The organism is Solibacillus sp. FSL W8-0474 (genome assembly GCF_038004065.1).
In the GTDB taxonomy this organism is placed as follows: domain Bacteria; phylum Bacillota; class Bacilli; order Bacillales_A; family Planococcaceae; genus Solibacillus; species Solibacillus faecavium.
In genome coordinates this window covers 1,753,575-1,780,066 of record NZ_JBBOQJ010000001.1, presented here as the reverse complement: position 1 = coordinate 1,780,066, position 26,492 = coordinate 1,753,575, and the positions used below count along the sequence as shown (strand labels likewise).

Genomic DNA, 26,492 nt, shown 5'->3' with positions numbered 1-26,492 from the left:
GCATTTTTTTATACCGTCGCGATTGTCATTACAGGCTGGGGTGCTATTTTTGCTACGATGATACTATTAATCGCATTAATATAGGCTAATGCAGAAGCTTTTAGTATATCGGTATCTGCCGCTTTGGCAATGTATTTTTCATCATTATGTTCGACAATGATTTTTACTTTGCCTAATGCTTCCTGTCCGCGTGATACAGAGCTGATATTGTATTCAATAAGCTTTACTTGAATCCCTGTTACATCAGCAATTGCAGAGTACAGTGCATCAACCGGTCCGGAGCCGACTGCGCTTGATTTAAATACATCTTCGCCACGTCGGATTTTCACGCTGGCAGATGGGAATGTCGAATTTGAAATAATCTGCAGATCTTCAATATCATAAAACTGATCTGAGAATGTTTCTTTACTCGGATTATTCTTTTCCGATTTCTCATAGTAATTTTCAACAATGACATATAAATCATGGTCATACACTTCCTTTTTCGAGTCAGCCAGCTTTAGGAAATCTGAAAATACCCCTTCAAATTCTTCGTCAGTAAAATCATTAAACCCTAATTTGGAAAGTGAATTTTTAACAGCATGACGACCTGATCTAGCCGTTAGTATTAATTCCATATCTTCCAGCCCAACATCTTCCGGATGCACGATTTCATACGCATCACGGGATTTTAACAGCCCATCCTGGTGAATACCTGAAGAATGTGCAAATGCATTGTCTCCCGTAATTGCTTTGTTTACTTGCACATCAAGACCCATAAAGCTTGATACTAGGCGGGAAGTATTCATAATTTCTTTCGTATTAATATCGGTAAATACATCATAAACATCACCGCGTGTTTTAATGGCCATTACGACTTCTTCCAGCGCCGCATTACCTGCGCGTTCTCCAATACCATTCATCGTTACTTCCACTTTATCCGCACCATTTTTAATAGCCGCTAATGTATTGGCAGTAGCCATTCCAAGGTCATTGTGACAGTGAACAGATAACAGTACCGAATCATCTAAATTTTTCATGCGGTAATTTAATTTCGCTATCATTTCACCCCACTGTTCAGGCTCTGCATAACCGACTGTATCAGGAACGTTAATCATTGTCGCCCCAGCTTTCATGACGGCTTCAATCGTCTTCCAAAGATACTCAAAATCCGAACGGGATGCATCTTCTGTGGAATATTGAACTTGTGGTAAAAGTGTTTTTGCATATTTTACTGCATCGATACCAATTTGCAGAATTTGATCTTTTGATTTACTGAATTTCTTTTCTACGTGAATGTCCGATGTGCCAAGCACCATATGAATCATCGGATTGTGTGCATATTTTATCGCATTATATACCGAGTCAATATCATCTTTTACAGCCCGTGCCAATGCAGTAATCATGATGTCTGAACTGTTTCCTACTTTTTTTGCAACTGCCTGTACTGCATCAAAATCGCCTTGTGAAGATGCTGGGAAACCGGCTTCAATAATATCAACACCAAGCTTTTTTAATTGCTGGGCAATCTCAACTTTTTCGTATAAATTCAGTTTCGCCCCAGGCACTTGCTCGCCATCACGTAATGTCGTATCAAAAACCCAAATTTTTCTACTCATTTTCATTTCCCCTTTTCATCTTATATTCATTTCAATGCAACAAACAGGAGCTCAAAATAAAAAACCCCGCCTCTATCCACTACGATAGAGACGAGGTTGAACTCGCGGTACCACTCTAAATTGAACGCTCATTACTGAAACGTTCCACTTAACGACAATTGATGTCTAGTCTTTTAACGGTGACTGCCGACTTCCCTACTTATTTTCAGGTCGTAGCTCATGGACGAGTTCAATAGTTGTATCTGCCAGTTTCCACCACACACTGGCTCTCTAAAAGTATACAGGCTATTTACTATTTCCATTCATTGCTTAATTATTGTCTTGAAATGTAGTTTATCGACAATTTCCAAAGAAGTCAATAGTTATCTGAAAATTTAATTAATATTAAATGCGGTCGCCATTAAAAATAGAGTTTTTAACAACTGCATAATCAACTGTACGAATTGCAGCCAATGTTTTGCCGCCTGAATAAGAGATGGAAGACTGCAGATCTTGCTCCATTTCTATTAATGTATCAAAAATAGACCCTTTAGAATCTACATACATTTTCTTGCCTTCTACATTTTTGCGCTCGCCTTTTTGGAACTCCGATGCCGAACCGAAATATTCTTTCATTTGCTTGCCATCAATTTCAACCGTTTGACCTGGTGATTCCTCGTGACCTGCAAACAGTGAACCAATCATAACCATTGATGCACCGAAACGAATCGATTTTGCAATATCACCATGTGTACGAATTCCGCCGTCAGCAATAATCGGTTTCGTAGCAGCCTTTGAACACCAGCGAAGTGCTGCTAATTGCCAGCCACCTGTACCAAATCCTGTTTTAATTTTTGTAATACAAACTTTACCTGGTCCAATACCTACCTTAGTTGCATCCGCGCCTGCATTTTCAAGCTCACGAACCGCTTCAGGCGTTCCAACATTTCCTGCAATAACAAAGCTATTCGGTAAATGCTTTTTAATATGGCCAATCATTTCGATTACTTGATTTGAATGACCGTGAGCAATATCAATTGTAATGTATTCCGGCACAAGCTGGGCATCTTTCAATTCTTCAATAAATGTATATTCTTCATCTTTTACGCCAACCGAAATCGAAGCAATATAGCCCTGCTTCTGCATGCTGCGAATAAATTCTGCACGCTTTTCCGGCTGGAAGCGATGCATTATGTAAAAATAGCCTTCAGCAGCAAGCTTCTCAGCTAATGATTCATCAATAATCGTCTGCATATTTGCAGGGACAACTGGAATTTTAAATGTATGATTTCCTAATGTAATAGCAGTATCACACTCTGTGCGACTTTTTACTATACACTTTGCTGGTATTAATTGAATATCCTCATAATCGAAAACTGTATCTACCATTTCCAACACTCCTAAACACGAACATTTTTATTTGTTTTTACATAATCATTCGCCATTTGTTACTTTACAAAAGAATGAAAGCGATGTCAACTAAAAACGAATTATTTTTTAATGTTTATCAGAATTGTTCGGTTTTATATCTTTTTCCCTTGATTTTCTTACTTTCTTCAAATAAACATTGCTCCAATAGACCGGAAAATGATTTAATGAACAGAGGAAAAGGAGTCGATGAATTGATGGTAGTCAAGTTTATGAAAGTTAAGGTAGTTCAATATTGAGCTTTCAACTAATAGCTCAATATCATTAAAGATAATTGGAGCTGAAAAAATGGAACATATACTAAACTGCATGAAAATTATTGGAGACGATACCATTCAACGGACGCAATTAACACATCGTCTTGAACTTGTACGAGCTTTTCAATTGGAAAAAGGTATGAGGATATTAGAAATCGGATGTGGTCAAGGGGATACAACCGTTGTTCTAGCTGATGCTGTTGGACCTGCCGGGCAAGTTACAGCCATTGATATTGCAACTAAAGAATACGGTGCCCCTATTACATTAGGAGAAGCATCGGAAACCATTGCAAATTCTCCATTAGGGCAAATGATTGATTTTCATTACGAAACGGATTTTTTACAGTTTTCTATTGAAGAACCATTTGATGTCGTCGTGTTATCCCATTGTTCTTGGTATTTTCAAAATGCTGAACTATTGGAAGCTTACATGCAGAAAATACGGACTGTAGCGAAACGAGTATGTTTTGCAGAGTGGGACATTGATTATACGCGGCCAAGTCAGCGGGCACATTTCTGCGCTGCGAATATTTTGGCATTATATACAGCGTTTATTGAAGATGATGGCAATATCCAGAATCTATTTCATAAATCACATATTAAAAAAATACTGAAAAATACAGGGTTTACGATTACGAATGAACAGTTGATTGATGCTAGCTACTTGCAAGATGGTCATTGGGAAGTGGATTATAGCAATTACCTACTCAATGAATTCCCGCAAGTTCCTGCAAAAATTCAAACATTAGTAGAAAGCTTTGCCTACTTAATGAACGAGCAGCAAGAAGCTATATTATCATTAAATAGCTTTGTATTATGTGCAGATGCTTAATTCAACTTATGTCTAAGAATTATAGACTGGGGCGTAAGTTGAAATCGGAGGGGCGACTCCTGGGGAACAGCAAAATTTATTTTACGATGAGTAACCGCAGGAGCACCGACGCCTGAGACGTTCGTGTAAGTCCGTAAGCGTCCCCGTAACGGAAATCAATTCTGACGGATGCAGCAAAATATCCATTTTCCCTTTAAGAGGAAATGGATATTTTATGTTGTCGACAAAAGGTTACGAGAGTTCTTTTCTCAAGATCTTTTGTCTTTTTTATTATAAAATTTATTTTATATAGATTCGTTAACAGGAATAAGTTGTTCAAACGTTCTTACCATATTCCTTTTTCTTTAATTTGATTGCTAGTCATAATAGATCTTACCTCACTTAATGTGAAGGAATTAATATGTTGATTGGAGTGGAGGGACCGTGACTCCACCGGGAACAGCACGTGCGGAAGATCCACTAACTTGGGACTGCCGTCGTAGGCACAAGTTAGTTAGCTGGAGCCGTGCCCGGGGAAAGCATCGGTCCCGGAACGGAAATCAACGATGTCTAGATTCAATTAACTTTAAAATAAAAAAACTGTAAACAAACACTATTTAAGAGTTTGTCTACAGTCTGAAATATCGATTTTCCCTTTAAGAGGAAATGGATATTTTACGTTTTATCCCACTCTCTATTTTACCCCTTCGAATAACCTTCCAACGCTTGATCCAATTCCGCCAAAATTTCTCCCGCTGTACCTTCAAGTACTAAATCAAACTGTCCACTGTCTGAGGATTGATCCAAGTTAATATACACAAGCCTTCCTTTAGCCATCTGCGGTAACTGATTAACAGGGTATACCTCTAAGCTTGTCCCGATTACAATGACTAGGTCGGCATTTTGAATTTCGTTTAATGAGCGATTCCATGCTTCCATCGGTAATGTTTCCCCAAACAACACGACATTCGGACGCAATTTACCTGAGCAATACGTGCAAATCGCGTTATTTAAAAACTGCTCTTTTACATGCGGCTTGTTGCACTTTTGACAACGTGCCGTCATGATATTTCCGTGCAGTTCCGTTACTTTTTTACTCCCCGCTTGCTGATGGAGATGGTCTACATTTTGTGTAGCGATGAGTGAAATAAGACCGCGCTTTTCAAAATCAGCTAAAATATTGTGTCCTTTATGGGGAGTACATTTTTTCAACGCCTGAATCCTCATTTGATAAAATTCCCGAAACATTGTGTAATTTTTTTGCAGACTGTCTGTAGTAGCTACTGTACGAGGATCGATATTTTGCCACCAGCCCGATTGCGAACGGAAATCCGGAATACCCGACTCCGTAGACATGCCTGCTCCAGTAAGGACAACCGTTGTTTTCGATTGCTTCATCCACTGTGCTAATAATTCAACCGTCATAGCCATTCCTCGGTGTTAAGCGCTCCTAAATAACGGATAGGCAACTCCATACGAGCCGTTTTATTTGGATCAACAATTTGACTAATTTTTAAATTCCCTGCTAATGATAGTAAATGGATCGCTTCATCTTTTCTCAATGAAGTATAGGTTAAAACAGCCTTCACCATATTTTTTGTTGCATCGACTGTTGCTTCATCCAGTGTGGGCTTAGATGCGATTGTCGATAAATGCCCGTCCCGAATTAAAAACGGCGTCGGAACTGGACAGTTTTTTAACACTCGTACACGTACCGTTACTTCTGCCGGTACTTCTCCTCCACAAACTGACACTTCACCATCTCCCATCGCCGCATGGCAATCTCCAAGGGCTAACAATGCCCCCTCTACATTGACAGGTAAATACAGTGTCGTACCTTCCGTAATAGCGGTCGTATCCATATTCCCGCCATGTAAATCAGGAACACCACAACTAATTGCTTCGCCTATAGGTGCAGTACCGATAACCCCAATCATTTTGTTTAAAGGAATCTCGATGTTTTCCGAAAATTGAATTAGATTATTCTGAATTTTCGCCTGTTTAATCGATATTTCCGTTAGCTCATCACCTAGAACACCGAGTTCCGGACCAGTCATTAATGTAACGGTGTCACCAATATCGATTTTTTCGATGAACACCTCCAGCACATCACCAGGCTTTGCGTCTTCTACATAGACAGGGCCTGTTGCGGGATTAATTTGATTCCAATCGAGTTTACTGACCGGCTGTGTTTCACTTTGGATTTGATTTGTAAAGCAGTCATACGTTTCAAACACAATTCGGTCCCCACTGTTAACACTAGCAGCTGGCGTATTGTTTTTATCCATTGCATAAATTGCCTGTTCTTTTTTTATATAATGCATGAATACCCTCCTTTACTCGTATAAAAAAAAAGCAAAAGCTTATCGTTTATAAACTTTTGCATCTATTTATAGCTTATCAAATCCGTTTATTACATACTACAGATTTCCAATTATTCGTTTACTACTTCCAGTAAAGTGTTCGTTAACAATGCAAACCGTTCCACTATCTGATCCTTAATAATATGCTCATGCTCTGCGTGAATGCCGTCGCCAACCAGTCCGAGACCATCCAGCGTTGGGGTATGAATCGACGTAAAATTCCCATCACTGGCACCGCCAACTTCTGCATCCTCCACTTCAAATCCAAGCTCCTCTGCCTCACCTTGCGCTATTTCAAAAAGCTCTTCACTTTCCTCATCCCGTTCCATTGGCGGACGGTTAATTCCCCCGTCGATGTCAATCTTTGTCCGGCTATTAAATGGCTGTAATTTTTCAAAATAATCATCTATTCGCTCTTGTTCGGTTTTCGTACCAGATCGAACGTCCACTCCAAGATGTGCTTCATCCGGAATGACATTTAATTTCCCTCCGCCTTGCACCATGCCGACATTTAAAGTCGTTCCTTTTTCGAAGTCATTTAAAGCCTCAATATTTAAAATTTGCCGTGCTGCTTCCGTTATCGCACTTACCCCATCACGAGGGTTGTTCCCGGCATGTGATGCAACACCTTTAATATTCAGTAAATATCTTGATGTTCCTTTACGTGCAATTTTCAACTCACCCGACACTGTAACAGCAGGCTCCAGAATAAATGCTGCGACCGACTTTTTCGCTTCCTCTTCGATTAAAGCTCTGGAAGTAGGGCTCCCAATTTCTTCATCACTATTCAGGAAAAACACGACACGACGCTTTAACGGGAGATTCATTTCTTGAACATATTTAAAAAACCAAATCGCACTTACTAAGCCTGATTTCATATCCAAAATACCAGGTCCGAAAATTTTATCCTCTTCCTCACGATATGGTAAGGCTCCAGCATCCCATACCGTATCATAATGACCGATCATTAAAATTTGCTCTGTCCCTTCACCGATTTCAAAGCGCAAATGATTGCCATTATGCTCCATCGCAAATTCAGTGGCTTTCTGATGAAAATAATCAAAAAATATCGACTGAATCACTTCCTTGCAAATATCTAAAAGCTCTTTGTTTTGAGAGGGTGAATCAGCCAATACTAAGCGTTTAATATCATCCTTAATATCCTGTTCGTGCAGGCTAAAATAATCCTTCGCTTCCATAAATACACCTCACATTTCCTTCCCTATACCCAAAAATGCCTAAGCGCTATACACTTAGACATTCGTGGAATTTGGTTTTTTTGTCCCTGCAATGGATAAATAGGTAATAAATAGGAGCATTAATAAAATTCCAAAATACTGCCACTTATATAAAATAGAGCCAAGCCAGACAACGGAAATGGCCATCGTTGTTAAAGGTTCGAAACTGGATAAAATACTCGTTTCTACAGGCGTTATGTATTTTAGACTTGTTAAAAATAAAATGTAGGCTAACGATCCAAAAATACTCATGGCAACAATTAGTAAAACGAGATTAGGATCCAATAATAAAACCCATTCATCACTTTTCCAAAGCTTTGCCTTTACAGTAAAAATTAGACCGCTCACAATCATTCCCCATCCAATAATGACAATAACGCCAACTTCAGCCATTAACCTCGCTGGATATAGTGTATAAAATGCATACGTAAAGCCTAAAAACAAGCCCCATATGAGCGCTTCCCCACTAACGAGCAAACTCGACACAGATCCGTTAGTAAGCAGTAAGAATAAGCCAAATAATGTACCCGCTATGCCGATTACCTGGCTACGTGCAGGAAGTGCTTTAAATATAATTGAGGTATACACAATAATGAAAATTGGGGCTAAAAATTGTAGCAACGTAGCAATAATCGCATTGCTCACTTCAATGGATTTGACGAAAGTATATTGTAGCCCCGCCATGCCTACTATACTGAAAATGATTAGCTGTGTTGACCAGTATTTACTTTTCCATATCGAAAAAATTGATTTTTTTTGCAAAGCTATGATACTTAAGATAAAAATGCCGGCTATTATTAACCGAATGGCCAGCATAAAATCAGCACTCATGGCCGTTTCATCCAGCATCCATTCCATCATCGGACCTGTTGCTCCCCAAAACATTGATCCGAAAATAATCATAGCTATGCCTTTCAATCGTTCCAAAATAAAACCTTCTTTCCTTAAACCTTGCATAAGGAAATTTTATCATTATAAAAGTTATATGAATATAAGAATTATTATTTAATTAGCTCAATCCAGCCGCTTTCCTTGATTGTTACTCGGGGTGAATAGTATTTTGGGGGTTCATAGGAAAATACAGTTTTTTCATAATCGTCTTTTACGACAAATACATTTAAAAATTGTATTTCATTTATCAATTTCCGAATATGCATCTTATCCGCTAACTCGGTTTTTTCGTTTAATAAAATCAGCAGTTCATTTTTTATACTTAATACGTCCCTCTCATTCGCTCTACGTATAACACTTTTTGGCATTTTTAGAAACTCGTCAATTTTCATTAAGTTTAATTCCATTTTCGTCTTCCTTTCCGTCAAACCAATACTTACAGTTCTTTAAAATTTAGCATTTCCACTTCTTACAGTATTGAGTATTTTATTATGTTATTTACCCAATTTCACCAAATTAACCCCTTATTAATCAAGTTCAGAAAATTAAAAAAGGGGTATGTCAAAGTTTCATAAACCTTTCACATACCCTACGACAATTGAATAGTTACTTCATATCGTATCTATTAACTTTTAAAAATATATTTATCAAAAATAATATGAATTCCACAAAATAAAGCAGCTCCGATTGCACCGATGATGGAGTAAAGGAACAGATCGGCTCCTTCGAAAAGATAAAGCACGTACGGCATGGAAAAAGCAGCGCCGACAACGATATAACTGAACCATTTTATTTTTAGTGAACGGATAAACTTTTCAAAAACGAATGATGTCATTACACCAACGAGTAAAAACATCGGTGCACTTAAAACAATAAAAGTTAGTAGTAGCGTACTAAATGATAACTTACTTTCAGTAGCTGTCATAAAATTGACAATCGTCAATGCAAAGCTGAATAAAAATGTTGTGATGAGTGCAACGGTAAACTTGCGGCTTAAAGCTTGCACAGTATTCCCCCTATAAATCATTCAAAAAGGCTTCTATATGCTGAATTGTACTCTCAATTTCTTCATGAAAAACATGATTTTGTGTGAAATAGCTATGAACAATTCCTTCCATGACAATGCTTTTCGTAGGTGTTCCCATTTCCGATAACTTTTCACCAAATAGTAGCGCTTCATCACGAAGAACATCATATTCAGCAGCCATAATTAAAGTCGGTGGAAAATTTGAAAACTCCTTTAATCGTAATGGTGCAGCCAGTGGATTTTGGGCATCATGAATAGATGATATGTAATGACGGCTAAACCATTTCATCACATCTTTATCAAGACCAAATCCTTTCTCAAACAGTTTATAGGAGTTCGAATGAAAGCTCAAGTCAGTAACGGGATATAATAAAATTTGTGATTGGATCGGAGGAAGCTCGCCATATTGGACAGCTAATTGACAAACCGCAATCGCTAAATTTCCCCCGGCACTATCCCCTGCCACCGAGATTTTCTGCGGATTGCCATTTAAAGATTCAGCATGCTGCACTGCCCATAAATAACTATCAAATGCATCATTAACGGGTATCGGGAATGGATGCTCAGGTGCTAATCGATATTCGACTGAAACGACAATGTGCCCGGTCGAAAAAGCTAAACGGGAACAACTTTCATGACACGTATCCAAGTCATTTAAAACCCATCCGCCGCCATGATAATACAAGATTATATTAAACGGTCCTTTTCCGTGTGGTGTATAAATACGCATGCCAATTTTTTCACCATCACGCATTGTTATGGAACGATCTTCAATTTTGGCTACATCGGCAAGTTGCACTTCTCTTTTCGGCAAATTCGCACGCATTTCCCTTGCCTCTTTATACGTCATCGATGCTAAAGACGGTAATTCCTTCAGATGATTCAAATATTGTTTCGTATGTTCGTATAAAGCATTCATTTTCCCATCCCCTTAAATACTGTTTATTCCTATAAGTTTACTATGTTATAAGGATAATATAATTTCTAATATTTTGCAAATGGTGGCGATAAAAAAATCGGTTACTCTGCATGAAAGCAAAATAACCGATGTGTAAATGCACTACTAAATATTTTTTAACTTTTCATATTCAAGCTGCAGCTGCTCGATACGTTTGCGGCCTTCTTCACGATTACGAACAGTTTCTGCCTGAATTTGCTTCGTTTCTTCAATTCCTGCAATAATCGTACGCCATGTTGTTTCGATTGTTTCCACTTTAATGCTCGGGCTTCCGGCTTGTCGGGCAATGTTCACTGAATTTTGACGAACATTTTCCGCATTTCGAACAAGCATTTCGTTAGTACGGCGGTCTAATTCAGCCATCGAATCGGATACAAGCTTTTGGCGCTGCATTGTCACAGCATGGATAAGCCCTTGCTTAAAAATTGGAATCGTTGTGACGAACGCCGAGTTGATCTTACCGATAAGGTGATTGTTCCCTTGTTGCATAAGACGAATTTGCGGAGCTGATTGGAAGGATACTTGCTGTGCCATTTCTAAATCATAGCCGCGCTGCTCTAATAGCTCTATACCACGTGTAACTGTTTCTAGCTCCATAATGGCTTCATGATCCCCTGCATCCGCTTTAGCCGATAAAGCGGGCACTTGCTGGCGTAAATCATTGACTTTAATATCAATAGCAGCAATATGCTCACTTAAAGAATGGAAATAATTCAGATTTTCATCATACATTTGCTCAAGCTGAATCGTATTGCGTTTCATTTCAACTTCGTATTTTTGAATTTCGTTGTAGACAACATCCACTTCTTTATTCATCGTATCGTATTTCGATAGAATGCGTTCTAGCTGCTCTTTACTTTTTGAAAACAGTTTTTTCAGGAAACCTTTTTTCTGCTCTTCCTGGAAGTCCTGCGGGTCAAAGCGATCCATAATTTTATTTAAATTATTCAGTAATGTCGTTGATTTTTCTAAATTGCTTTGTTTAATCGTTGCAAGCATACGGTCCGAAAACTTAGAAATGCCCTGTGCTGTTTCTTTCCCAAATTCCAACACCGCAATTTGATTTTTTACATCAATTTTCTGAGCCAGCTGCTGAACTTGCGGCTGTTGTTTTAATTGCTCCTGACGCTGGCGAATCTGTGAAAGCTCCTGTTCGGATACAAGCTGTTTTTGCGGTTGTTCAACTAAATCCGTCGTTTGGGTTGTATCCTGCTCTGTACGCTTATTTAAATCTTCAAATAATGGATTTTCGTTCATCATTAATTCCCCCGTTCTATGTACTATTAGTATTTACGTCAAAACAAGTGAAAAGTTTCATCCTCTTATTGGTAATTATAACTGAAACGAACTTTTATTATCTATAATATAGCAGCGATTTTAGCACCCCTACTTAAAATGACGAAAAAAATGCCCTTTTATACAAAAAGGACATTTTTTCAAGTCTACTATTGGGGGAGAGACTTCACACCCATACAGGCTTTGCATGAGTCTATAATTAAATTACCCCAAAGTCATTAATGTAAACCCATTATTTTAATGTTGTAAAGATTTATTTCGTATTGGCTTTAAAATTAGTCCAGTTACAAAAATACATATTGCAATGACAACGGCCGAATAAAATAGCCCACTATAACCGCTCTGCGCAGCCATTGTAGTCACTTCATTCACCGAGTTTAAAACCGCATTTTTTAATGCAGGATCCTGAATATTTTGAACAATGCCCATCATCTGCTGTTCAGAAAACTCTGCACCACCTGCAAACTGGCTTCCGATTTGCGCAAGCTCGGCTGTCGCTTCCTCGGTTAAATTGGCTTCTTGAACATTATTTTGTAAAATCGACTGAAAATCTGAATTAAATATTGCTGGGATTTCACTAAACCCACGGGCAATGAAGCCTGCATAAATCGTTGGAGCAATCGTCATCCCAATTGTTCGGATTAATGATAACGATGCCAGTGCAGTCCCTTTATTTGTTTGCAATTTCTCAGTCGCCAAAATATTTAATGGTGCCCCTAATAGAACCCCCATACCTACACCACCAATGATCGATGCAATGACAAACTGCCACTTTGCATCCATCCATGCAGGGAACAGGAAAAATCCTATTGCTGCAACAATTCCTGAAAATAATACAGCTAATATCGGACCGCGTTTATCGACTAATATACCACCAACTGCCGCTCCAATACCCGCTGCTATTGCGAGTGGTGTCATCCAATAACCGGCATGCTCGGATTTAATGCCCATAACCTGCTCTGAGAATGCGGGGATGAAGATCATCGCAGCAAGCATTGCTCCAGATAAAAGCCCAAGTAATAATGTTAATAAATACGTTGGCTGACGCATTAACGACACCGGTAATATCGGGTCGCCACCTTTTCGTTCCAAACGGGTTTCATAGAAATAAAGAATAATTAATAAAATAATTCCAGCTAATAAAAATGGATATACGTCTGTCGCCAATAACGATTTAAAGAAATTAAGCCCTGTAATATTTGTTAATCCGTACATAATTCCTAAAATAGCAATCGATAACATTACAGTTCCCGTCATATCGAGCTTCCCGGGAGTAGGATCTTTTATTTCCTCCAACTTGGTCATTCCCATAAATATAAGGAAAACGGCTATTGGAACATTAATTAAAAATAACCAGTGCCAACTACCTGTTAAACCCAAAATAACACTTCCGATATTCGGACCTAAAACGGCAGCAATACCATTCATCCCGCCAAGCATACCGAGTGCCTTCCCCTGTTTTTCTGCAGGCAATGTACTAACAACATAAGAGGTACCGATAATGAAAATACCACCGCCGCCCATAGCCTGAATGAACCGGGCAATTAAATAAAAAGTAAAGTTAGGACTAAGCGCTACAAGTAACGAACCGAGACCAAATAGTGCAATCTCCACGATAAATAACTTCTTCCGACCGTAACGATCTGAAAGCTTACCTACAATTGGTACACTAATTGCCAATCCGAGTGTATATAGCGTTACCCCCCATGCTCCCCAGTTTGCTTCCACATTGAAAGACTGATTAATTGTCGTTAAAGCCGCACTAATTATTCCATTATCCAGTGCGGCCATAAAAACACCTATGGCAAACAGTGTGATTGCCCAGGTTTGAGAAGATTTTGAATTGGTCACTTTCATTCACCTTTCTTGTTAAGATGACTAATATTATAACTCAAAAAAAACCTACTTTCTAAAAAAATTTAATGTAGGCAAAAGATTTAAATTGAGAGTTAAAAAACAGCAAAAAGATGCTCCATAATTTTTATGATTACAGAGCATCTTTTATGCATTATTTTAAGTGTGTTTTCGCAATTTCTATTTGATTTGCAACTTGCTCAAAGCCTGTGCCACCAAGTGAATTACGACGACGTACTGCTGCTTCTGGAGCTAGCACTTCATAAATATCTTCTTCTATTAAAGCGGATTCCTTTTGCATGTCAGTTAAAGGTAAATCTAATAGATAAATACCTTGTTGGATGCATGTAAATACTAGTTTCCCTGTTACTTCATGCGCTTCACGGAATGGCATTCCTTTTGTCGCTAAGTAATCAGCAAGCTCTGTCGCATTGGAGAAGTCTGAATGAACTGCACTATGAAGACGTGGTTTATTCACGACCATTGTGCGTACCATTCCTTCAAAGATTTTAAGAGAACCAAGTACTGTTTCCATCGTATCAAACATGCCTTCTTTATCTTCCTGCATGTCTTTGTTATACGTTAATGGCGTGCCTTTTAAAACCGTTAAAAGACCTACTAAATTACCGAATGCACGGCCCGCTTTACCACGGATTAATTCTGCCATATCGGGGTTTTTCTTTTGAGGCATAATCGATGAACCTGTTGAAAATGCATCATCCAGTTCAATGAATTTAAATTCATCTGTCGACCAAATTATAATTTCCTCAGCAAAACGGGATAAGTGTGTCATTAATAATGCCGAATTCGATAAAAACTCCACGATGAAATCACGGTCACTTACCGCATCCATTGAGTTGGCATAAACTTGAGAAAAGCCTAGTAATTCCGCTGATTTAAGACGATCGATCGGGAAAGTTGTACCTGCCATCGCACCGGCACCTAAAGGTAAAATATCAATGCGCTTCATCGATTCGATAAAGCGTTCTTTATCACGTTCTAATTGCCAGAAGTATACCATTAAATGATGTGCAAAGCTTATTGGCTGTGCACGTTGTAAATGCGTATAACCTGGTGCAATTGTCTCGATATTGTCCTCTGCCTGCGCAATGATTGTTTTTTGGAAATTCTCTATTAACCCAACTACTTCAGGCACACGTTTCTTTAAGAATAAATGCATATCTGTTGCTACTTGGTCATTTCGAGAACGTCCAGTATGTAGTTTTCCTCCTACTGGTCCGATTAAATCGATTAGCATTTTTTCCAAATTCAAATGAATATCTTCATTTGCAACTAAAAATTCCAACTCCCCAGCTTCCGCCTTAACCTTTAATTGCGCTAAGCCGTCTAGAATTTTCGCTACATCTTCAGCTGGTAATATATTTTGTGCACCTAGCATTGTTACGTGTGCAACAGAACCTTCAATATCTTCCAATACTAATTGTTGATCAAAGCCAATTGATGCTCCGAATTCGTCGACCCAGCTTTCCGCTGATTTTTGGAAACGACCGCCCCATAATTTTGCCATAATGATTTCTCTCCTTATCCGTTTTGCCTCGGCAGCTTAGTGCCTGATAAAGGCTTTAACTTCGATTGATGAGCATAACCACTCCTAATATTGAAGTTAAAAGAAGAAGCGACTCGGGAACCGAATCGCTCACTTCACTATATTTTAATTATTTTACTGTTTGTTTCGTATTTTTTGCAATTTCAGAAGCAACAACAGTTGGCATACCCCATAGTTCGATGAAACCAACAGCTGATGCATGGTTGAACTTGTCATGCTTAGAATACGTAGCTAATTCTTCAGAGTATAAAGAATTTGCTGATTTACGGCCTTCTACAATCGCATGGCCTTTGTATAATTTCACACGTACTGTACCGTTTACATACTTTTGCGTTTCTTTTAAGAATGCTTCTAATGCAGTACGGATCGGGTTGAACCAAAGACCGTTATAGATGATCTCAGATAATTTATGCTCAATGATTGGTTTGAAATGTGCAAGCTCTTTCACTAATGTGATATCTTCCAATTCTTTATGCGCAGTAAGTAACACTTTCGCCCCTGGAATTTCGTATACTTCACGAGATTTAATACCAACTAAACGGTTTTCAACGTGGTCGATACGGCCAACACCATGTTTACCTGCTACTTTATTCAATTCTTCAATTAAATCTGCAAGTTTCATTTCATTACCATTAATAGAAACTGGTTTACCTTCAACGAACTCGATTTCCACATATTCAGCAGTATCAGGTGCATTTTCTACTGATACTGTTAAGCCATATGCTTCTTCAGGTGGTGCTACCCAAGGATCTTCCATTACGCCAGCTTCGTTTGCACGGCCCCATAAGTTTTGGTCGATTGAGAATGGTGAATCGATTGTTGCCGGGATTGGCACACCGTGTTTTGCAGCGTATTCGATTTCCTCATCACGGCTCCAGCCCCACTCACGTACAGGTGCTAACACTTCTAAATCAGGATTTAACGCTTTAATTGATACTTCAAAACGAACTTGGTCGTTCCCTTTACCTGTGCAACCGTGTGCAACAGCATCAGCGTTTGTTTCGTTTGCAATTTCAACTAATTTTTTTGAAATTAATGGACGAGATAATGCCGATACTAATGGATACTTTTGCTCGTACCATGTATGCCCTTGTAATGAGATAAGTGCATATTCTTCCGCAAATTCGTCTTTTGCATCGATCATATATGATTCAACGGCACCTACTTGAAGTGCCTTGTTTTTAATAAATTCAAGGTCTTTTCCTTCACCCACATCTAGACATACTGCAATTACGTCCCAACCTTGTTCTTTTAACCATGGAATTGCTACTGATGTATCAAGACCACCTGAATATGCTAATACGACTTTCTTATTTGCCATGTTAATTGCCCCCAAATGATGTATGTTTATACAATGTAATAAAAGTTTATACACGAATAGTACCATGTTATAAAAATAAACGCAACTGCATTTATATAAAATTTTAGAGTTTTTTGTACTATCTAAAAACATTTATTTTGATGGTTTCAGTACTTACTCGTTTTTGCATAAAAATGCTAATATTTGCATGGATTTAAAAAAGTGAATTTCATAAAAATACATTCACAAAATTCACAATAACTACCTTATTTCTTATTAAAGAATCCTTTTCCTAAAAATTCGACCAGTACAGGTGCGACTGCATATAGTTTACTTGTCACACTCATAATACGAGGTAAGTTCACTTCACGTGGCTTCTTTTCGATAGCTCGTATTACTTCGGTTGCAACTTTTTCCGGTTGGATTAAAAACTTTCCGATAGCTTCTCGGTAAACGTTTGATGCATCCGCTTTTTTTAAAAAAGGTGTATCGATGGGACCAGGATAAATACCTGTCACAAAGATATTGTAATCACTGAGTTCCAATCGAAGACCATTCACAAAACCTGTTATGGCATGTTTACTCGCTGCATATACACTCGCTTTTTTTGTTGCGACCTTCCCTGCCTGTGAGCCAACGATAATAAAATGACCACCATTTTTTGCAATCATGGCAGGAGCCAGCCTTTTCGTTAAATAAATCGGCGCACGAACATTTACATCTAGCATTGTATCGATTTCCTGATCAGATAAATTAACCGCGCTCTCAAAATAGCCGAGTCCCGCATTTAATATCGCAACATCAATAGGCGGTAATTGAGATACGACATCCTCTATATCAGAAGTTACTCGTAAATCCGCTTTAATGGCAATAGCACCAATACTTTTTAAATAGTTCAATGCACTTTCATTTCGTCCGGTTGCATAGACTGTATGCCCCGCCTTTACAAGCATTTCCGTTGTAATCCGTCCGATGCCGCTTGTAGCACCCGTTATAAAGATTGTTTTTTTCATAATTTCCCCTTTTTTACCATTGTTTTTTTTATATTAAAAAACTAGTAAACAGTTATTTACTAGTTTCGTTTATACCAAATAATTCACTTAAAATGTCTGTCGATACGAGAACATCTGCCAATGTATAGGAATCAAGTACAGCTAAATAAGCTTTTAATGCTTCAGCCAATGCAAATTTCAGCCTGCACTCGGGTGATATTTTGCAAAGATTGCTTTCAGGATTAAAACATTCAACTATGTGAAAATCCTCTTCCGTTTTACGGACTACCTCACCGATATTAATTTGTGTTGGATCTAGTGCCAGACGAATCCCGCCTCCGCGTCCACGGATTGTTTCAATATATCCATGCTGTCCTAAATCATAAGTAACTTTCATTAAATGATTTTTGGAAATTTGATACGCATTTGCGATTTCCTGGATTGTTACTAAATGTTCTCTACCACGTACACCTAAATACATGAGCGTACGTAAAGAATAATCTGTATATACTGTTAAGCGCACGCTGTTCACCATCTTTCTTCACTTTCAGTATAACATTTTCTAAGGTTTGGTCGACTAGAACGACTTAATTTTAAAAGATGTATTTTAGATATATGTTTGTGACAGATTTGTTAAAGATGTATTTTTTATATTGCTTTAAACTTTACTCAGCAGTATATTGAGTGTGCAAGAAAGAAACTAACCAAATTTTGAGGGGACGTGCGCTATATGTTAGCACAACAAACAATTGATACAATTAAATCTACAGTACCAGTATTGGAGGTACACGGATTAGCTATTACAAAAACTTTCTATTCAAATCTATTTAAAGACAATCCACAATTACTGAACATTTTTAACCATACAAACCAAAAGAAAGACCGTCAGCAAACGGCTTTAGCAAACACAGTGTATGCAGCAGCAGTTCACATCGATAACCTAGAAGCAATCGTTCCAGCTGTTGTTCAAATTGCGCATAAACACGTAAGTTTAGGTATTTTACCAGAGCATTATCCGATTGTAGGACAATATTTATTAGCAGCGATTAAAGAAGTACTTGGAGACGCAGCTACTGATGAAATTATCGATGCTTGGGGTAAAGCTTACGGCGTCATTGCGGATGTATTTATTTCAGTGGAAGAAGATTTATACAAAGCAGCAGAAAATGCTGGAGGCTGGCGCGCATTCAAGGAATTTACGATTGAAGAAGTGGTTGAAGAAAGCGAAGCAGTAAAATCATTCTATTTAAAACCTGCAGATGGAGCGAAATTACCTGCATTTAAAGCTGGTCAATTCATTACATTACGTACACAAGTACCAGGTGAAGAGTTCTTAATGAACCGTCAATACACAATTACAGACGGAACGGAAGACTATTTCCGCATTTCTGTTAAACGTGAAGACGATGTAACACCAAACGGCATTGTTTCAAACTTCCTGCACAACGCAGAAATCGGCACGAAAGTCGATGTTAGTGCTCCAGCAGGTGTGTTCACATTAGTACAAAATGATAGCCCGGTTCTATTTATTAGCGGCGGTGTTGGTGTAACACCATTACAAGGCATGCTTAAAACTATGGAAGGCCGCCAAGCATCATTCATCCAATGTGCCCGAAACGAAAATGTAGCGGCGTTTAAAGAAACAATCGAACAAAATGTAGCAGCTACAGATGGTAAATACAAAGCGGTTTATTCAGATCTAGACGGCTATGTAACAAAAGCTCAAATCGAGGAATTCCTTGTACCAGGGATGGAAGTGTATGTATGTGGCCCAACTGCATTCATGGAAACAGTGATTCAATATTTGGTCGAGCTAGGTGTACCAGCAGAGAAGATTCATTATGAGTTCTTTGGTGCTGCAATGGCGTTGCAGATTAAGAAGACGGCTTAATTATTAGATACACTTAAATAAGAAGAAAAACCAGTTTCCCGTTGTTTGCCGGTGACTGGTTTTTCTGTTTTTCTACTAAAACGACAGCATATTCTTGATCACCGTTTGTTACCACACAAAGAAAACCTCAACATTTAATGTAGAATTCTTTGCAATCTAATCTATATTGAATATTTGTGATAAAATGTAAATTATATACATTTTATTATAGCAATAATCGGAGGTATAAATTACATGGAATTCAAACAGGTTGGCTTTCTTAAAAGAATGGCAAATGCTTTAACGGACAAAGAAAAATTAAAAACACCTATCCTTGTCAAAGAATCGACAGAAAGTGTTCAGCTAATTGAACAATATAAAAAAGAACTAGAACATACACAAGATGTGAGTACACAAAAATCCCTTAATGAAAAAATAAAGCTAATAGAATTAGGGTTAAAAGGTGAAAACAGTGTCCTTTTTGAATTACAAAATTCGTTTTTACCATTACATATACTGCACGATGTTCATGTCTTTCATAATGATTTAAAAGCTCAAATTGACTTTGTAGTGCTTACAAGGAAGTTTCTATTGATAATTGAAGTGAAAAATTACTTTGGCAATATTTTAGTCAATGAGAAAGATGAATTCATTCGACAAGCTTATAAAGGCAACAAATTAGCATTTCAGGAGGGATTCTATAGTCCCGTTCGCCAAGTGGAAAGACAAGTCGAAATATTTGAATCGTATATGAAGGACATGGGGGCTGTTAACCGAACACCTATTAAAAGTGTCGTTGTTTTTACAAATAACAGAACCGTTATTAATACAAAAAAAGCGAGTAAACATGTAAAGGATAAAATACTGCGCGTAGACGGCTTAGTTGAGTTTATAAAAGGAGAACTAAAAAACCCTTCTCCCGTTCACTTTATGGATAACCGTATGGGAGAAATGAGCGAATATATTAAAGCCTCGCATTTTAAATATACGAACACTGATGAAGAAATGGACACAGTGGAAATCAAACTTTTAGAAGAAACAATAAATAATCCAAGTGAAAGTAGCGTAACCATTACACCCATCCAACCAAATTATACTGAATTAGAAGAAGCATTAAAAAAGTTCCGTATGAAATTAGCAACGGAAAAAAACATGAAAGCATTTCACATCTTTACTAATAAAACGTTAGACGATTTATTACTAAAGCAACCAAGAAGCCTAGACGAATTAAAAACAGTTACCGGACTTGGTGAAATGAAAATTAATTCTTTTGGTGCGGAGATAATTGAAGTTATACAGAAGCATCAGTGAGAAATTGACTACTTTGGATATTATTTGAGTGGAATGGGAACCCCTTTAATTCAATAAAGGGGTTCTATTAAATATACTGGAGTACTTCTACTCTTTAGTTCACGCTTTTGCTCATTCTTTTTCATTATTAAATATAGTTCATAATCGTATTTGTGGCACGGCAACACTAAAGTTAAAATTATAGGAAATTAATCTAATTTTATTTCTTTTATTGAATCTAAAATGACTGTATATTCCTCGTTCCAGATAATATCATCTACTTTTACTTTTAACTCCAGTTTTTTATTTTCATCTAAATTATCAAATAACCATTTTAATAATTGTCTTTGTTCTTTAACAGTTTGTATTAAATCACTATTATTTAATTTTTTGTAGGCTGGATTAGTCATTAACCATTCATTTTCATACCCTATAAAAGCTTTCAAAGTAGATTCAAGGTTGTCATTTCTCTTTTTTGTCCAATTCGCTTCTTTTTTACCATGGTTATATCCCCTGTTAAAAGCAGCTTTAATATCTTTATCGTGTTCATATTGTTTTAAAATATCATTGTATTCCATTTGAATAACCTCCTGATTTTTCCTAATTATATCATCGGTTACCCTTAGCTACTCAAAAATGATTCATATACATTTTGTAGCCATTGATAGTTCTCTGTAACCACCAAGGGTTTATTTGCTGAGCTTACTATCCATGAATTGAAAAAGTGAAGAAGTTATTCAAATTGCACAGTTACATTCAAAGATTAAAGGTTCAACCTCCAATATTATCAACGAACTCATTAAATTTTCAAATGATATACAACTTCCACTTGCACTTTATGCTGAAACTAAATGATTAGCGAAATACTATGAACAGTTCCATTTTTAAAAAACTTTGGAAAACATGGCGATGTTAATGAATATTAATTGAAACGAATTTTTGAATCTAAATTGGATTTATAAGGAGGTAAAAAGTACGCCTTCCATCAGAATCATTGCGGAAGGCTTTTTCTTATTTCTTTTCTTTAATTTATCAATTAACGAATTAACAACTTACTGAAATATCCCTTTACAGTTCCATAAAATTCGTGTTGATTAAGTCCTGGCGCAAAGCGTTTGTTCAACATATTTTTGAACTCTCTTTGCTTTAAAAAGGCTCTAAAAGTAGGTTTTATTTATACATAGTTATTAAATCTAATAGCTCAATACTTATTTCGCACTTTTCTAGCCTATTTCTTCTTTCTAAAAATAATTTTTTAAGTATTGGTTTCTTTTCTTCCATTGTTGAGTGATGTACTTTTTTGTGGCATAAAGCACATAGAGAAATAATATTCGCTTCAACATCTAAACTATTTTCGAATTGCTTTTGAAATTCCATTGGAATTAAATGATGTGCTTCTACATAATTTTCACCTGATGTAGATGATTTAAAAAACATATGGGAATTATCATACTCACACTTAAAGCCAGCCAAAACAATAGCCTTTTTAGAGGTAACATGGTTTCTCTTCCATTTGATTGTTAGAGAATGATTGTATTTACCTATTATTGGTTCTCTAGGTATATCTTCAACTAAAATAGAGGAATCAATTTCTGTTCTCTCAATTTCTTCTTGAAAATATTCTTCATCTCGATTTTCTTCAAGAACATATCTAAAATTTTTGTTTAATAAAAGATTACTAAAAGAATTGAACTGATTAATATCCAAATTTTGAGAGGATTGATTAAACCCTTTAAATTTATCCCAAACACTTTTTAGTTCATTAGGTTTAATTGGTGTAAATATAGCTATGGATGAAGGAACAAAATTGTATGCTCCACTATATCCTCTTTCTGTTCTCTCTTTATACAATATTTTTTCTTCAAGAATAGCTGAAGCTATTACACGGCCTTTATACTGAAATAATACTAAAGTCCCTGGAGGAGTACCCATTCCTCTTTTGAAATTATATACTCTATATGGAAGTTCATTAGTAAACCATTCTTGTACGTCCTCTATTGTTTTCTCACCAAACTCTGGATCATCTGCAGACATCGGTAAAAGTCTAATTGCAGGTATTCCTTCACTATTGCTTTTTTTATTTAATGCTAGTTCATATTCAATTTGTTTAATTTCCTCTTTCAAAATATGTATCTCTGAATTTATTTTAACTTTTCCATACCCATTCATTCTCTCTTGCAATTCTTCTAATAGTTCTGGTATATCCTTTTTCTCAAACCAATTTCTCAATACAGCTTCAGTTTTCCTTCCATCTGCACCAGTACCATCCTTATTGTTATACTTTAAAACATTCATATTTTTATACCCAATATATTTACTGGGAGCAAACATGTCTAACTCTTTGATGTAATACCATTGTCTAAAGTGAGAAAGGAATCTTCTTCTCAATTCTTCATTTTCTTTTATATCTTTATTGAATTGAATCATATTTTGCTTTACTTCTATAAGGTCTTCTATAAGTACTAATTCATCCATTCTTACACCCACTCTCGTACTACTTAGTTTCTCTTTTGGTAACTCACTAAGAGGTGAATGGTACGGATTCCGAATGTATTAATTAATAGCAAAGGTTTATAGAAATTAGCTCTCACTAATTTCGTACTTTAAATAAGCAATTTTTTCAAACATACTCATCAACTACTACTTCTTCTTAATCCCTAACCACTTTTCCATCTTTCCTTTTACATTATAAACTTTACTATCTTTTTGAAATACATACTTTTCAGCATTATTAGGTCTAGGATGCTTTGGAAAATTATCTTTTGCTCCAAATCCAAAAGCAAATGTCACATCCATTTTATTCCTAAAAGTCGCTATTAATTCTTCCTCCTCTTTAATTAGATATTTGAAATATTTATGTCCTAAATCTCCCCACCCAAGAATTATTTTATCTGCATTTTCAATTGTTGTTTTAATGTAGTGGATGGATTTTTTCTCCACAACATTCTTTTCAAGTACTTCTTTTTCTATTTTACTAACTTTTGCGCTATATCCATTGATGATTGGAATAATATTTATTACATGTAAAGCTGCAAAATCATTAAAGCTCGCATACTCCATCAAAAACTCAACAGTCTTATCGCTACCAAGGGCATTTGCGTTGCTAGGATTTGTCATTATTATTGCTAATACTTCCCCTTCATTCTTCCATCGCTTCTCTAAAAAATACCTTTTAGTTGGATTAACCTTACTATTAAATACCGCATATCCAGTACCCTTATCGATAAATAAGTCTTCATTTAATATCTCTTTCTCAATCAACCCAGTTGATTCTCCTTTACATCAAGCATAATTCAATTTCTTTTTTTATTTTAAATAAAAAATACAGCTTGGATGACCTTTCGTAAGTTAACTACTTTTGTCCATACTTTAAATACAAACTTAAAAGAATGAGGAACATCTCTCGTGATAGAGGTATTCCCCTAATCCTTTTGTTACTCTTACAACTCACTATAGATTTGCTCAACTACTTTTGTTATCTCGATAATCTCATTAAAAGTTATCTAGAAAGTAAATCCTAATAAATGTGGCTCTACTAATGGATTGGGAGATGTGCGTTCCAGTAGTAAATCCCCGCCGATACATTCTCTTGTCTCGTCTCCAACAAAAATTAAATAGCTTTGTGTATGACAGAGTTTTGAATACTTTCATACCTAGGTAACCTGGCACTTCATGCCGTTTATTCTATCAATTCCACTATCTATCTTTTAGGCTCAATGCTAGGTTTTCCAAATAGGTACCCTTGGAAAAGTTGATAACCACATTGCTTTAACCATTCAAAATCTTCTCTGCTTTCAATTCCCTCTGCTAATGGTGTAGCGCTAACTTCAATTGCTTTTTCTAAAAACATTTGAGCAATTTTTTGTTTTTCGTGATCGGCACTTACACCTTGTACATACTTCATATCCAATTTCATATAATGAGGTTGAATATCTTTTAGCATTTCCAATGTGCTGTAACCTTCACCGACATCATCTAAAGCATATTGGAAACCTTTTTCTTTATAGTAATTTAAAATAGACTTTAAATGTTCTATGTCATCTACTTGCTCCGATTCAACCACTTCAAATACAAGTTGATTTGGATCAATTCCTAATGTATTAGCTAGTTTAACCGTTGACTGTAAGCAAAACTCAGGTGAGTAGATTGAAGTCGGAATAAAATTAATAAAAGTCTTTTTTTTCAAAACCGCTGAGTAGCTAACAGCGGCCATTCGACATAAGCGATCCAAAGCATATAAACGTCCACGACTTTTGGCAGCTGTAAAAACTTCATTTGGATATATAAGGGTTCCATCTTCACGTGTAAATCGAGATAACACCTCATAAGCGTAAATTTCCTCATTTGAATTTACAATAGGTTGCGAATAGCTAACAATGGATTTTCTATGTATAACCTCATCAATCCACTTCATGTCTAAAATGTTTTCTATTTCCTTGATAGGTTTCCAGTCATTCTCCTCAAAACGGAAATAGAGATTCTCTATATCCATAAAGTGTTCACTAAAATCTAAAAGTTCTCTTACACCTGATTCATTAATGAGTACCTGATTATCATCTATGACTTTAATCATTAGATCTCTTCTTTGAAAGTGGTTGACTAATATCGGTATCATCGATAAATTTTTTGATTCCTTTAACAAAATATCAAACTGTAATTCCAAAACTACACAACTTTTACAAGGCATTATCTTTTCCCCTTACTTACTATATTTTTAAGATTCGTTACATTTTCCTTCTCCCACCCATAAAGAATTCATTCTATTTTTTATCATTGATTAAATTAAATTTTTGATAATGCTCCTTCATATAACCCAATTGCATATTATTCAACTTTACTCGCAACCCATTATGAACATTCAAAAACATTCGAGCTGTTTCATCTAATGTTTGTGATATTACAATCTTTCCTTGTAAATCAAACGAAATTAAATATTTATCAAACAATGCATCATGATTTGGACATAGTAATAGCCCATTATTCACATCAAGGCGTTCTTCATTTGTAGAAACACTCCATGGTTTAATATGACTTGCAATCAAAACTCGTGGATTTGTAACACCGCATAATGCACATTTACATTCACGCTCGATAAGAAATTCTTTAAACTTCCCCTGACCTATTCGCCCTTTAATTAAGCGTTCTTTTTCAGTTTGAGGTATTGGTAGGTTATCAACTTCCACAATTTCTTTAAATTCTTCCTGCAACTCCTGTTTATCATTCATAGCTGATGTTAGTTTTGTAAATTTTGCTTTACTATCCTTTAACCGCAGAGGGAAAATCCATACAAGGCGCTCTCTTCCATCTTGATCCTTTTGCTGCCCCTGATAAGGCTCACCTGCAAGCTCTACCTGTCCTCGATATGTATATTCTCTTGGCTTCATTACCTCAAAAAAATGAACCTCGACCCCATTATTGTCGGATTCAGCTAATGTTAAATTTTGACCGCTCATTTTCTGATCCCCACTCTGACCCATACCCGTGTAGTGATAAATATCCCCCACAACCTTATCATCATAAAGCTTTGTCTTATCCGAAATAAGCGTCAACGTATTCGTACGATTTGACTTACGCATACCTCCCTGTGGTGCACATAAAAATACCTCACAAAGTTGCTGGTTATTTATAACTTCATTTATTGCTAACGGACGTGTCATTGTCATAGAATTGCCTCCCTAATAGTATGAATCCATATTATTAATTCAATTATACTATGATGGCATACATTTACCTTTAATTTTAAATTTTAGAACTCACTTTTTTATGCAATTCA

Annotated in this window: 23 protein-coding genes and 1 other annotated feature; of the genes, 3 read left to right on the top strand and 20 right to left on the bottom strand. The window is 36.6% G+C overall.

All coding sequences use genetic code 11. The features are described 5' to 3' along the window. Positions 1–8: 8 nt before the first annotated feature. Positions 9–1,598 carry a 2-isopropylmalate synthase gene (locus tag NYE67_RS08740; protein WP_340729765.1) on the bottom strand — a complete coding sequence of 530 codons (1,590 nt, stop codon included), beginning with the start codon at positions 1,596–1,598 and terminating at the stop codon, positions 9–11. Between the two features lie 83 nt (positions 1,599–1,681). After that, positions 1,682–1,913, bottom strand: a binding site (T-box leader). 69 nt (positions 1,914–1,982) lie between these two features. Then, on the bottom strand, positions 1,983–2,966 hold the full coding sequence (gene guaC, locus NYE67_RS08735; protein ID WP_340729764.1) for a GMP reductase: 984 nt from the start codon (positions 2,964–2,966) through the stop codon (positions 1,983–1,985). Positions 2,967–3,293: 327 nt separating this feature from the next. On the opposite strand from guaC, the gene NYE67_RS08730 reads away from it, so the two are divergent. Continuing rightward, entirely contained in the window at positions 3,294–4,094 is an 801-nt protein-coding gene (locus NYE67_RS08730) for an SAM-dependent methyltransferase (RefSeq protein WP_340729763.1), read from the top strand. A gap of 678 nt (positions 4,095–4,772) precedes the next feature. Here NYE67_RS08730 and NYE67_RS08725 read toward each other — a convergent pair. From NYE67_RS08725 to NYE67_RS08665, 13 genes are all read right to left on the bottom strand, one after another. Then, positions 4,773–5,498, bottom strand: a complete 726-nt coding sequence (locus NYE67_RS08725) for an SIR2 family NAD-dependent protein deacylase (RefSeq protein ID WP_340729762.1) — start codon at positions 5,496–5,498, stop codon at positions 4,773–4,775. Next, a complete protein-coding gene (locus NYE67_RS08720) occupies positions 5,495–6,397 on the bottom strand; it encodes an acetamidase/formamidase family protein (RefSeq protein WP_340729761.1) in 903 nt (300 codons plus the stop codon). The genes NYE67_RS08725 and NYE67_RS08720 overlap by 4 nt, the downstream gene beginning before the upstream one ends. Positions 6,398–6,507: 110 nt before the next feature. Then, positions 6,508–7,635, bottom strand: coding sequence for a M20 family metallopeptidase (locus NYE67_RS08715; RefSeq protein ID WP_340729760.1), 1,128 nt, complete (start codon positions 7,633–7,635; stop codon positions 6,508–6,510). 54 nt (positions 7,636–7,689) lie between these two features. Beyond that, positions 7,690–8,601, bottom strand: a complete 912-nt coding sequence (locus tag NYE67_RS08710) for a DMT family transporter (RefSeq protein WP_340729759.1) — start codon at positions 8,599–8,601, stop codon at positions 7,690–7,692. Between the two features lie 74 nt (positions 8,602–8,675). Beyond that, entirely contained in the window at positions 8,676–8,972 is a 297-nt protein-coding gene (locus NYE67_RS08705; protein WP_191699091.1) for a cytosine deaminase, read from the bottom strand. A 218-nt stretch (positions 8,973–9,190) separates the two neighbouring features. Continuing rightward, positions 9,191–9,571 carry a hypothetical protein gene (locus NYE67_RS08700; RefSeq protein ID WP_340729758.1) on the bottom strand — a complete coding sequence of 127 codons (381 nt, stop codon included), beginning with the start codon at positions 9,569–9,571 and terminating at the stop codon, positions 9,191–9,193. Positions 9,572–9,581: 10 nt separating this feature from the next. Further along, on the bottom strand, positions 9,582–10,511 hold the full coding sequence (locus tag NYE67_RS08695; protein WP_340729757.1) for an alpha/beta hydrolase: 930 nt from the start codon (positions 10,509–10,511) through the stop codon (positions 9,582–9,584). 144 nt (positions 10,512–10,655) lie between these two features. Then, a complete protein-coding gene (locus NYE67_RS08690; RefSeq protein ID WP_340729756.1) occupies positions 10,656–11,807 on the bottom strand; it encodes a toxic anion resistance protein in 1,152 nt (383 codons plus the stop codon). A gap of 276 nt (positions 11,808–12,083) precedes the next feature. Further along, complete coding sequence (locus NYE67_RS08685; protein ID WP_340727819.1) at positions 12,084–13,703, bottom strand: MFS transporter; 1,620 nt, start codon at positions 13,701–13,703, stop codon at positions 12,084–12,086. A 151-nt stretch (positions 13,704–13,854) separates the two neighbouring features. After that, positions 13,855–15,228, bottom strand: a complete 1,374-nt coding sequence (gene argH, locus NYE67_RS08680; protein WP_340729755.1) for an argininosuccinate lyase — start codon at positions 15,226–15,228, stop codon at positions 13,855–13,857. 148 nt (positions 15,229–15,376) lie between these two features. Further along, positions 15,377–16,588, bottom strand: coding sequence for an argininosuccinate synthase (locus NYE67_RS08675; RefSeq protein ID WP_340729754.1), 1,212 nt, complete (start codon positions 16,586–16,588; stop codon positions 15,377–15,379). A gap of 245 nt (positions 16,589–16,833) precedes the next feature. Further along, complete coding sequence (locus NYE67_RS08670; protein WP_340729753.1) at positions 16,834–17,580, bottom strand: SDR family NAD(P)-dependent oxidoreductase; 747 nt, start codon at positions 17,578–17,580, stop codon at positions 16,834–16,836. A 52-nt stretch (positions 17,581–17,632) separates the two neighbouring features. Next, positions 17,633–18,082, bottom strand: coding sequence for an RrF2 family transcriptional regulator (locus tag NYE67_RS08665; RefSeq protein WP_340727816.1), 450 nt, complete (start codon positions 18,080–18,082; stop codon positions 17,633–17,635). A 207-nt stretch (positions 18,083–18,289) separates the two neighbouring features. On the opposite strand from NYE67_RS08665, the gene hmpA reads away from it, so the two are divergent. After that, positions 18,290–19,450 (top strand): NO-inducible flavohemoprotein, encoded by a 1,161-nt coding sequence (gene hmpA, locus NYE67_RS08660; RefSeq protein WP_340729752.1) that lies wholly within the window; start codon positions 18,290–18,292, stop codon positions 19,448–19,450. 234 nt (positions 19,451–19,684) lie between these two features. After that, the gene (locus NYE67_RS08655) at positions 19,685–20,740 is read left to right on the top strand and encodes an NERD domain-containing protein (RefSeq protein WP_340729751.1); all 1,056 of its coding nucleotides are present in this window, start codon (positions 19,685–19,687) and stop codon (positions 20,738–20,740) included. 188 nt (positions 20,741–20,928) lie between these two features. On the opposite strand, the gene NYE67_RS08650 is transcribed toward NYE67_RS08655, so the two are convergent. The 5 genes from NYE67_RS08650 to NYE67_RS08630 all read right to left on the bottom strand — a co-directional run bounded on the left by NYE67_RS08650 (position 20,929) and on the right by NYE67_RS08630 (position 26,382). After that, positions 20,929–21,297: a hypothetical protein gene (locus NYE67_RS08650; RefSeq protein ID WP_340727813.1), complete on the bottom strand. Its 369-nt coding sequence runs from the start codon at positions 21,295–21,297 to the stop codon at positions 20,929–20,931. Positions 21,298–21,889: 592 nt separating this feature from the next. Beyond that, positions 21,890–23,194: an HNH endonuclease gene (locus NYE67_RS08645; protein ID WP_340729750.1), complete on the bottom strand. Its 1,305-nt coding sequence runs from the start codon at positions 23,192–23,194 to the stop codon at positions 21,890–21,892. Positions 23,195–23,359: 165 nt separating this feature from the next. Continuing rightward, a complete protein-coding gene (locus NYE67_RS08640) occupies positions 23,360–23,980 on the bottom strand; it encodes a DUF1643 domain-containing protein (RefSeq protein WP_340727811.1) in 621 nt (206 codons plus the stop codon). Positions 23,981–24,419: 439 nt separating this feature from the next. Further along, a complete protein-coding gene (locus NYE67_RS08635; protein WP_340729749.1) occupies positions 24,420–25,406 on the bottom strand; it encodes an EAL domain-containing protein in 987 nt (328 codons plus the stop codon). Between the two features lie 73 nt (positions 25,407–25,479). Further along, positions 25,480–26,382, bottom strand: a complete 903-nt coding sequence (locus NYE67_RS08630) for an HNH endonuclease (protein WP_340729748.1) — start codon at positions 26,380–26,382, stop codon at positions 25,480–25,482. Between the last annotated feature and the right edge of the window lie 110 nt (positions 26,383–26,492).

Bases quoted from the DNA above. Each gene is read 5' to 3' on its own strand.
- NYE67_RS08740 (WP_340729765.1), bottom strand. From the start codon at position 1,598: ATGAGTAGAAAAATTTGGGTTTTTGATACGACATTACGTGATGGCGAG.
- guaC (WP_340729764.1), bottom strand. From the start codon at position 2,966: ATGGTAGATACAGTTTTCGATTATGAGGATATTCAATTAATACCAGCA.
- NYE67_RS08730 (WP_340729763.1), top strand. From the start codon at position 3,294: ATGGAACATATACTAAACTGCATGAAAATTATTGGAGACGATACCATT.
- NYE67_RS08725 (WP_340729762.1), bottom strand. From the start codon at position 5,498: ATGACGGTTGAATTATTAGCACAGTGGATGAAGCAATCGAAAACAACG.
- NYE67_RS08720 (WP_340729761.1), bottom strand. From the start codon at position 6,397: ATGCATTATATAAAAAAAGAACAGGCAATTTATGCAATGGATAAAAAC.
- NYE67_RS08715 (WP_340729760.1), bottom strand. From the start codon at position 7,635: ATGGAAGCGAAGGATTATTTTAGCCTGCACGAACAGGATATTAAGGAT.
- NYE67_RS08705 (WP_191699091.1), bottom strand. From the start codon at position 8,972: ATGGAATTAAACTTAATGAAAATTGACGAGTTTCTAAAAATGCCAAAA.
- NYE67_RS08695 (WP_340729757.1), bottom strand. From the start codon at position 10,511: ATGAATGCTTTATACGAACATACGAAACAATATTTGAATCATCTGAAG.
- NYE67_RS08690 (WP_340729756.1), bottom strand. From the start codon at position 11,807: ATGAACGAAAATCCATTATTTGAAGATTTAAATAAGCGTACAGAGCAG.
- NYE67_RS08685 (WP_340727819.1), bottom strand. From the start codon at position 13,703: ATGAAAGTGACCAATTCAAAATCTTCTCAAACCTGGGCAATCACACTG.
- argH (WP_340729755.1), bottom strand. From the start codon at position 15,228: ATGGCAAAATTATGGGGCGGTCGTTTCCAAAAATCAGCGGAAAGCTGG.
- NYE67_RS08675 (WP_340729754.1), bottom strand. From the start codon at position 16,588: ATGGCAAATAAGAAAGTCGTATTAGCATATTCAGGTGGTCTTGATACA.
- NYE67_RS08670 (WP_340729753.1), bottom strand. From the start codon at position 17,580: ATGAAAAAAACAATCTTTATAACGGGTGCTACAAGCGGCATCGGACGG.
- hmpA (WP_340729752.1), top strand. From the start codon at position 18,290: ATGTTAGCACAACAAACAATTGATACAATTAAATCTACAGTACCAGTA.
- NYE67_RS08655 (WP_340729751.1), top strand. From the start codon at position 19,685: ATGGAATTCAAACAGGTTGGCTTTCTTAAAAGAATGGCAAATGCTTTA.
- NYE67_RS08650 (WP_340727813.1), bottom strand. From the start codon at position 21,297: ATGGAATACAATGATATTTTAAAACAATATGAACACGATAAAGATATT.
- NYE67_RS08645 (WP_340729750.1), bottom strand. From the start codon at position 23,194: ATGGATGAATTAGTACTTATAGAAGACCTTATAGAAGTAAAGCAAAAT.
- NYE67_RS08635 (WP_340729749.1), bottom strand. From the start codon at position 25,406: ATGCCTTGTAAAAGTTGTGTAGTTTTGGAATTACAGTTTGATATTTTG.
- NYE67_RS08630 (WP_340729748.1), bottom strand. From the start codon at position 26,382: ATGACAATGACACGTCCGTTAGCAATAAATGAAGTTATAAATAACCAG.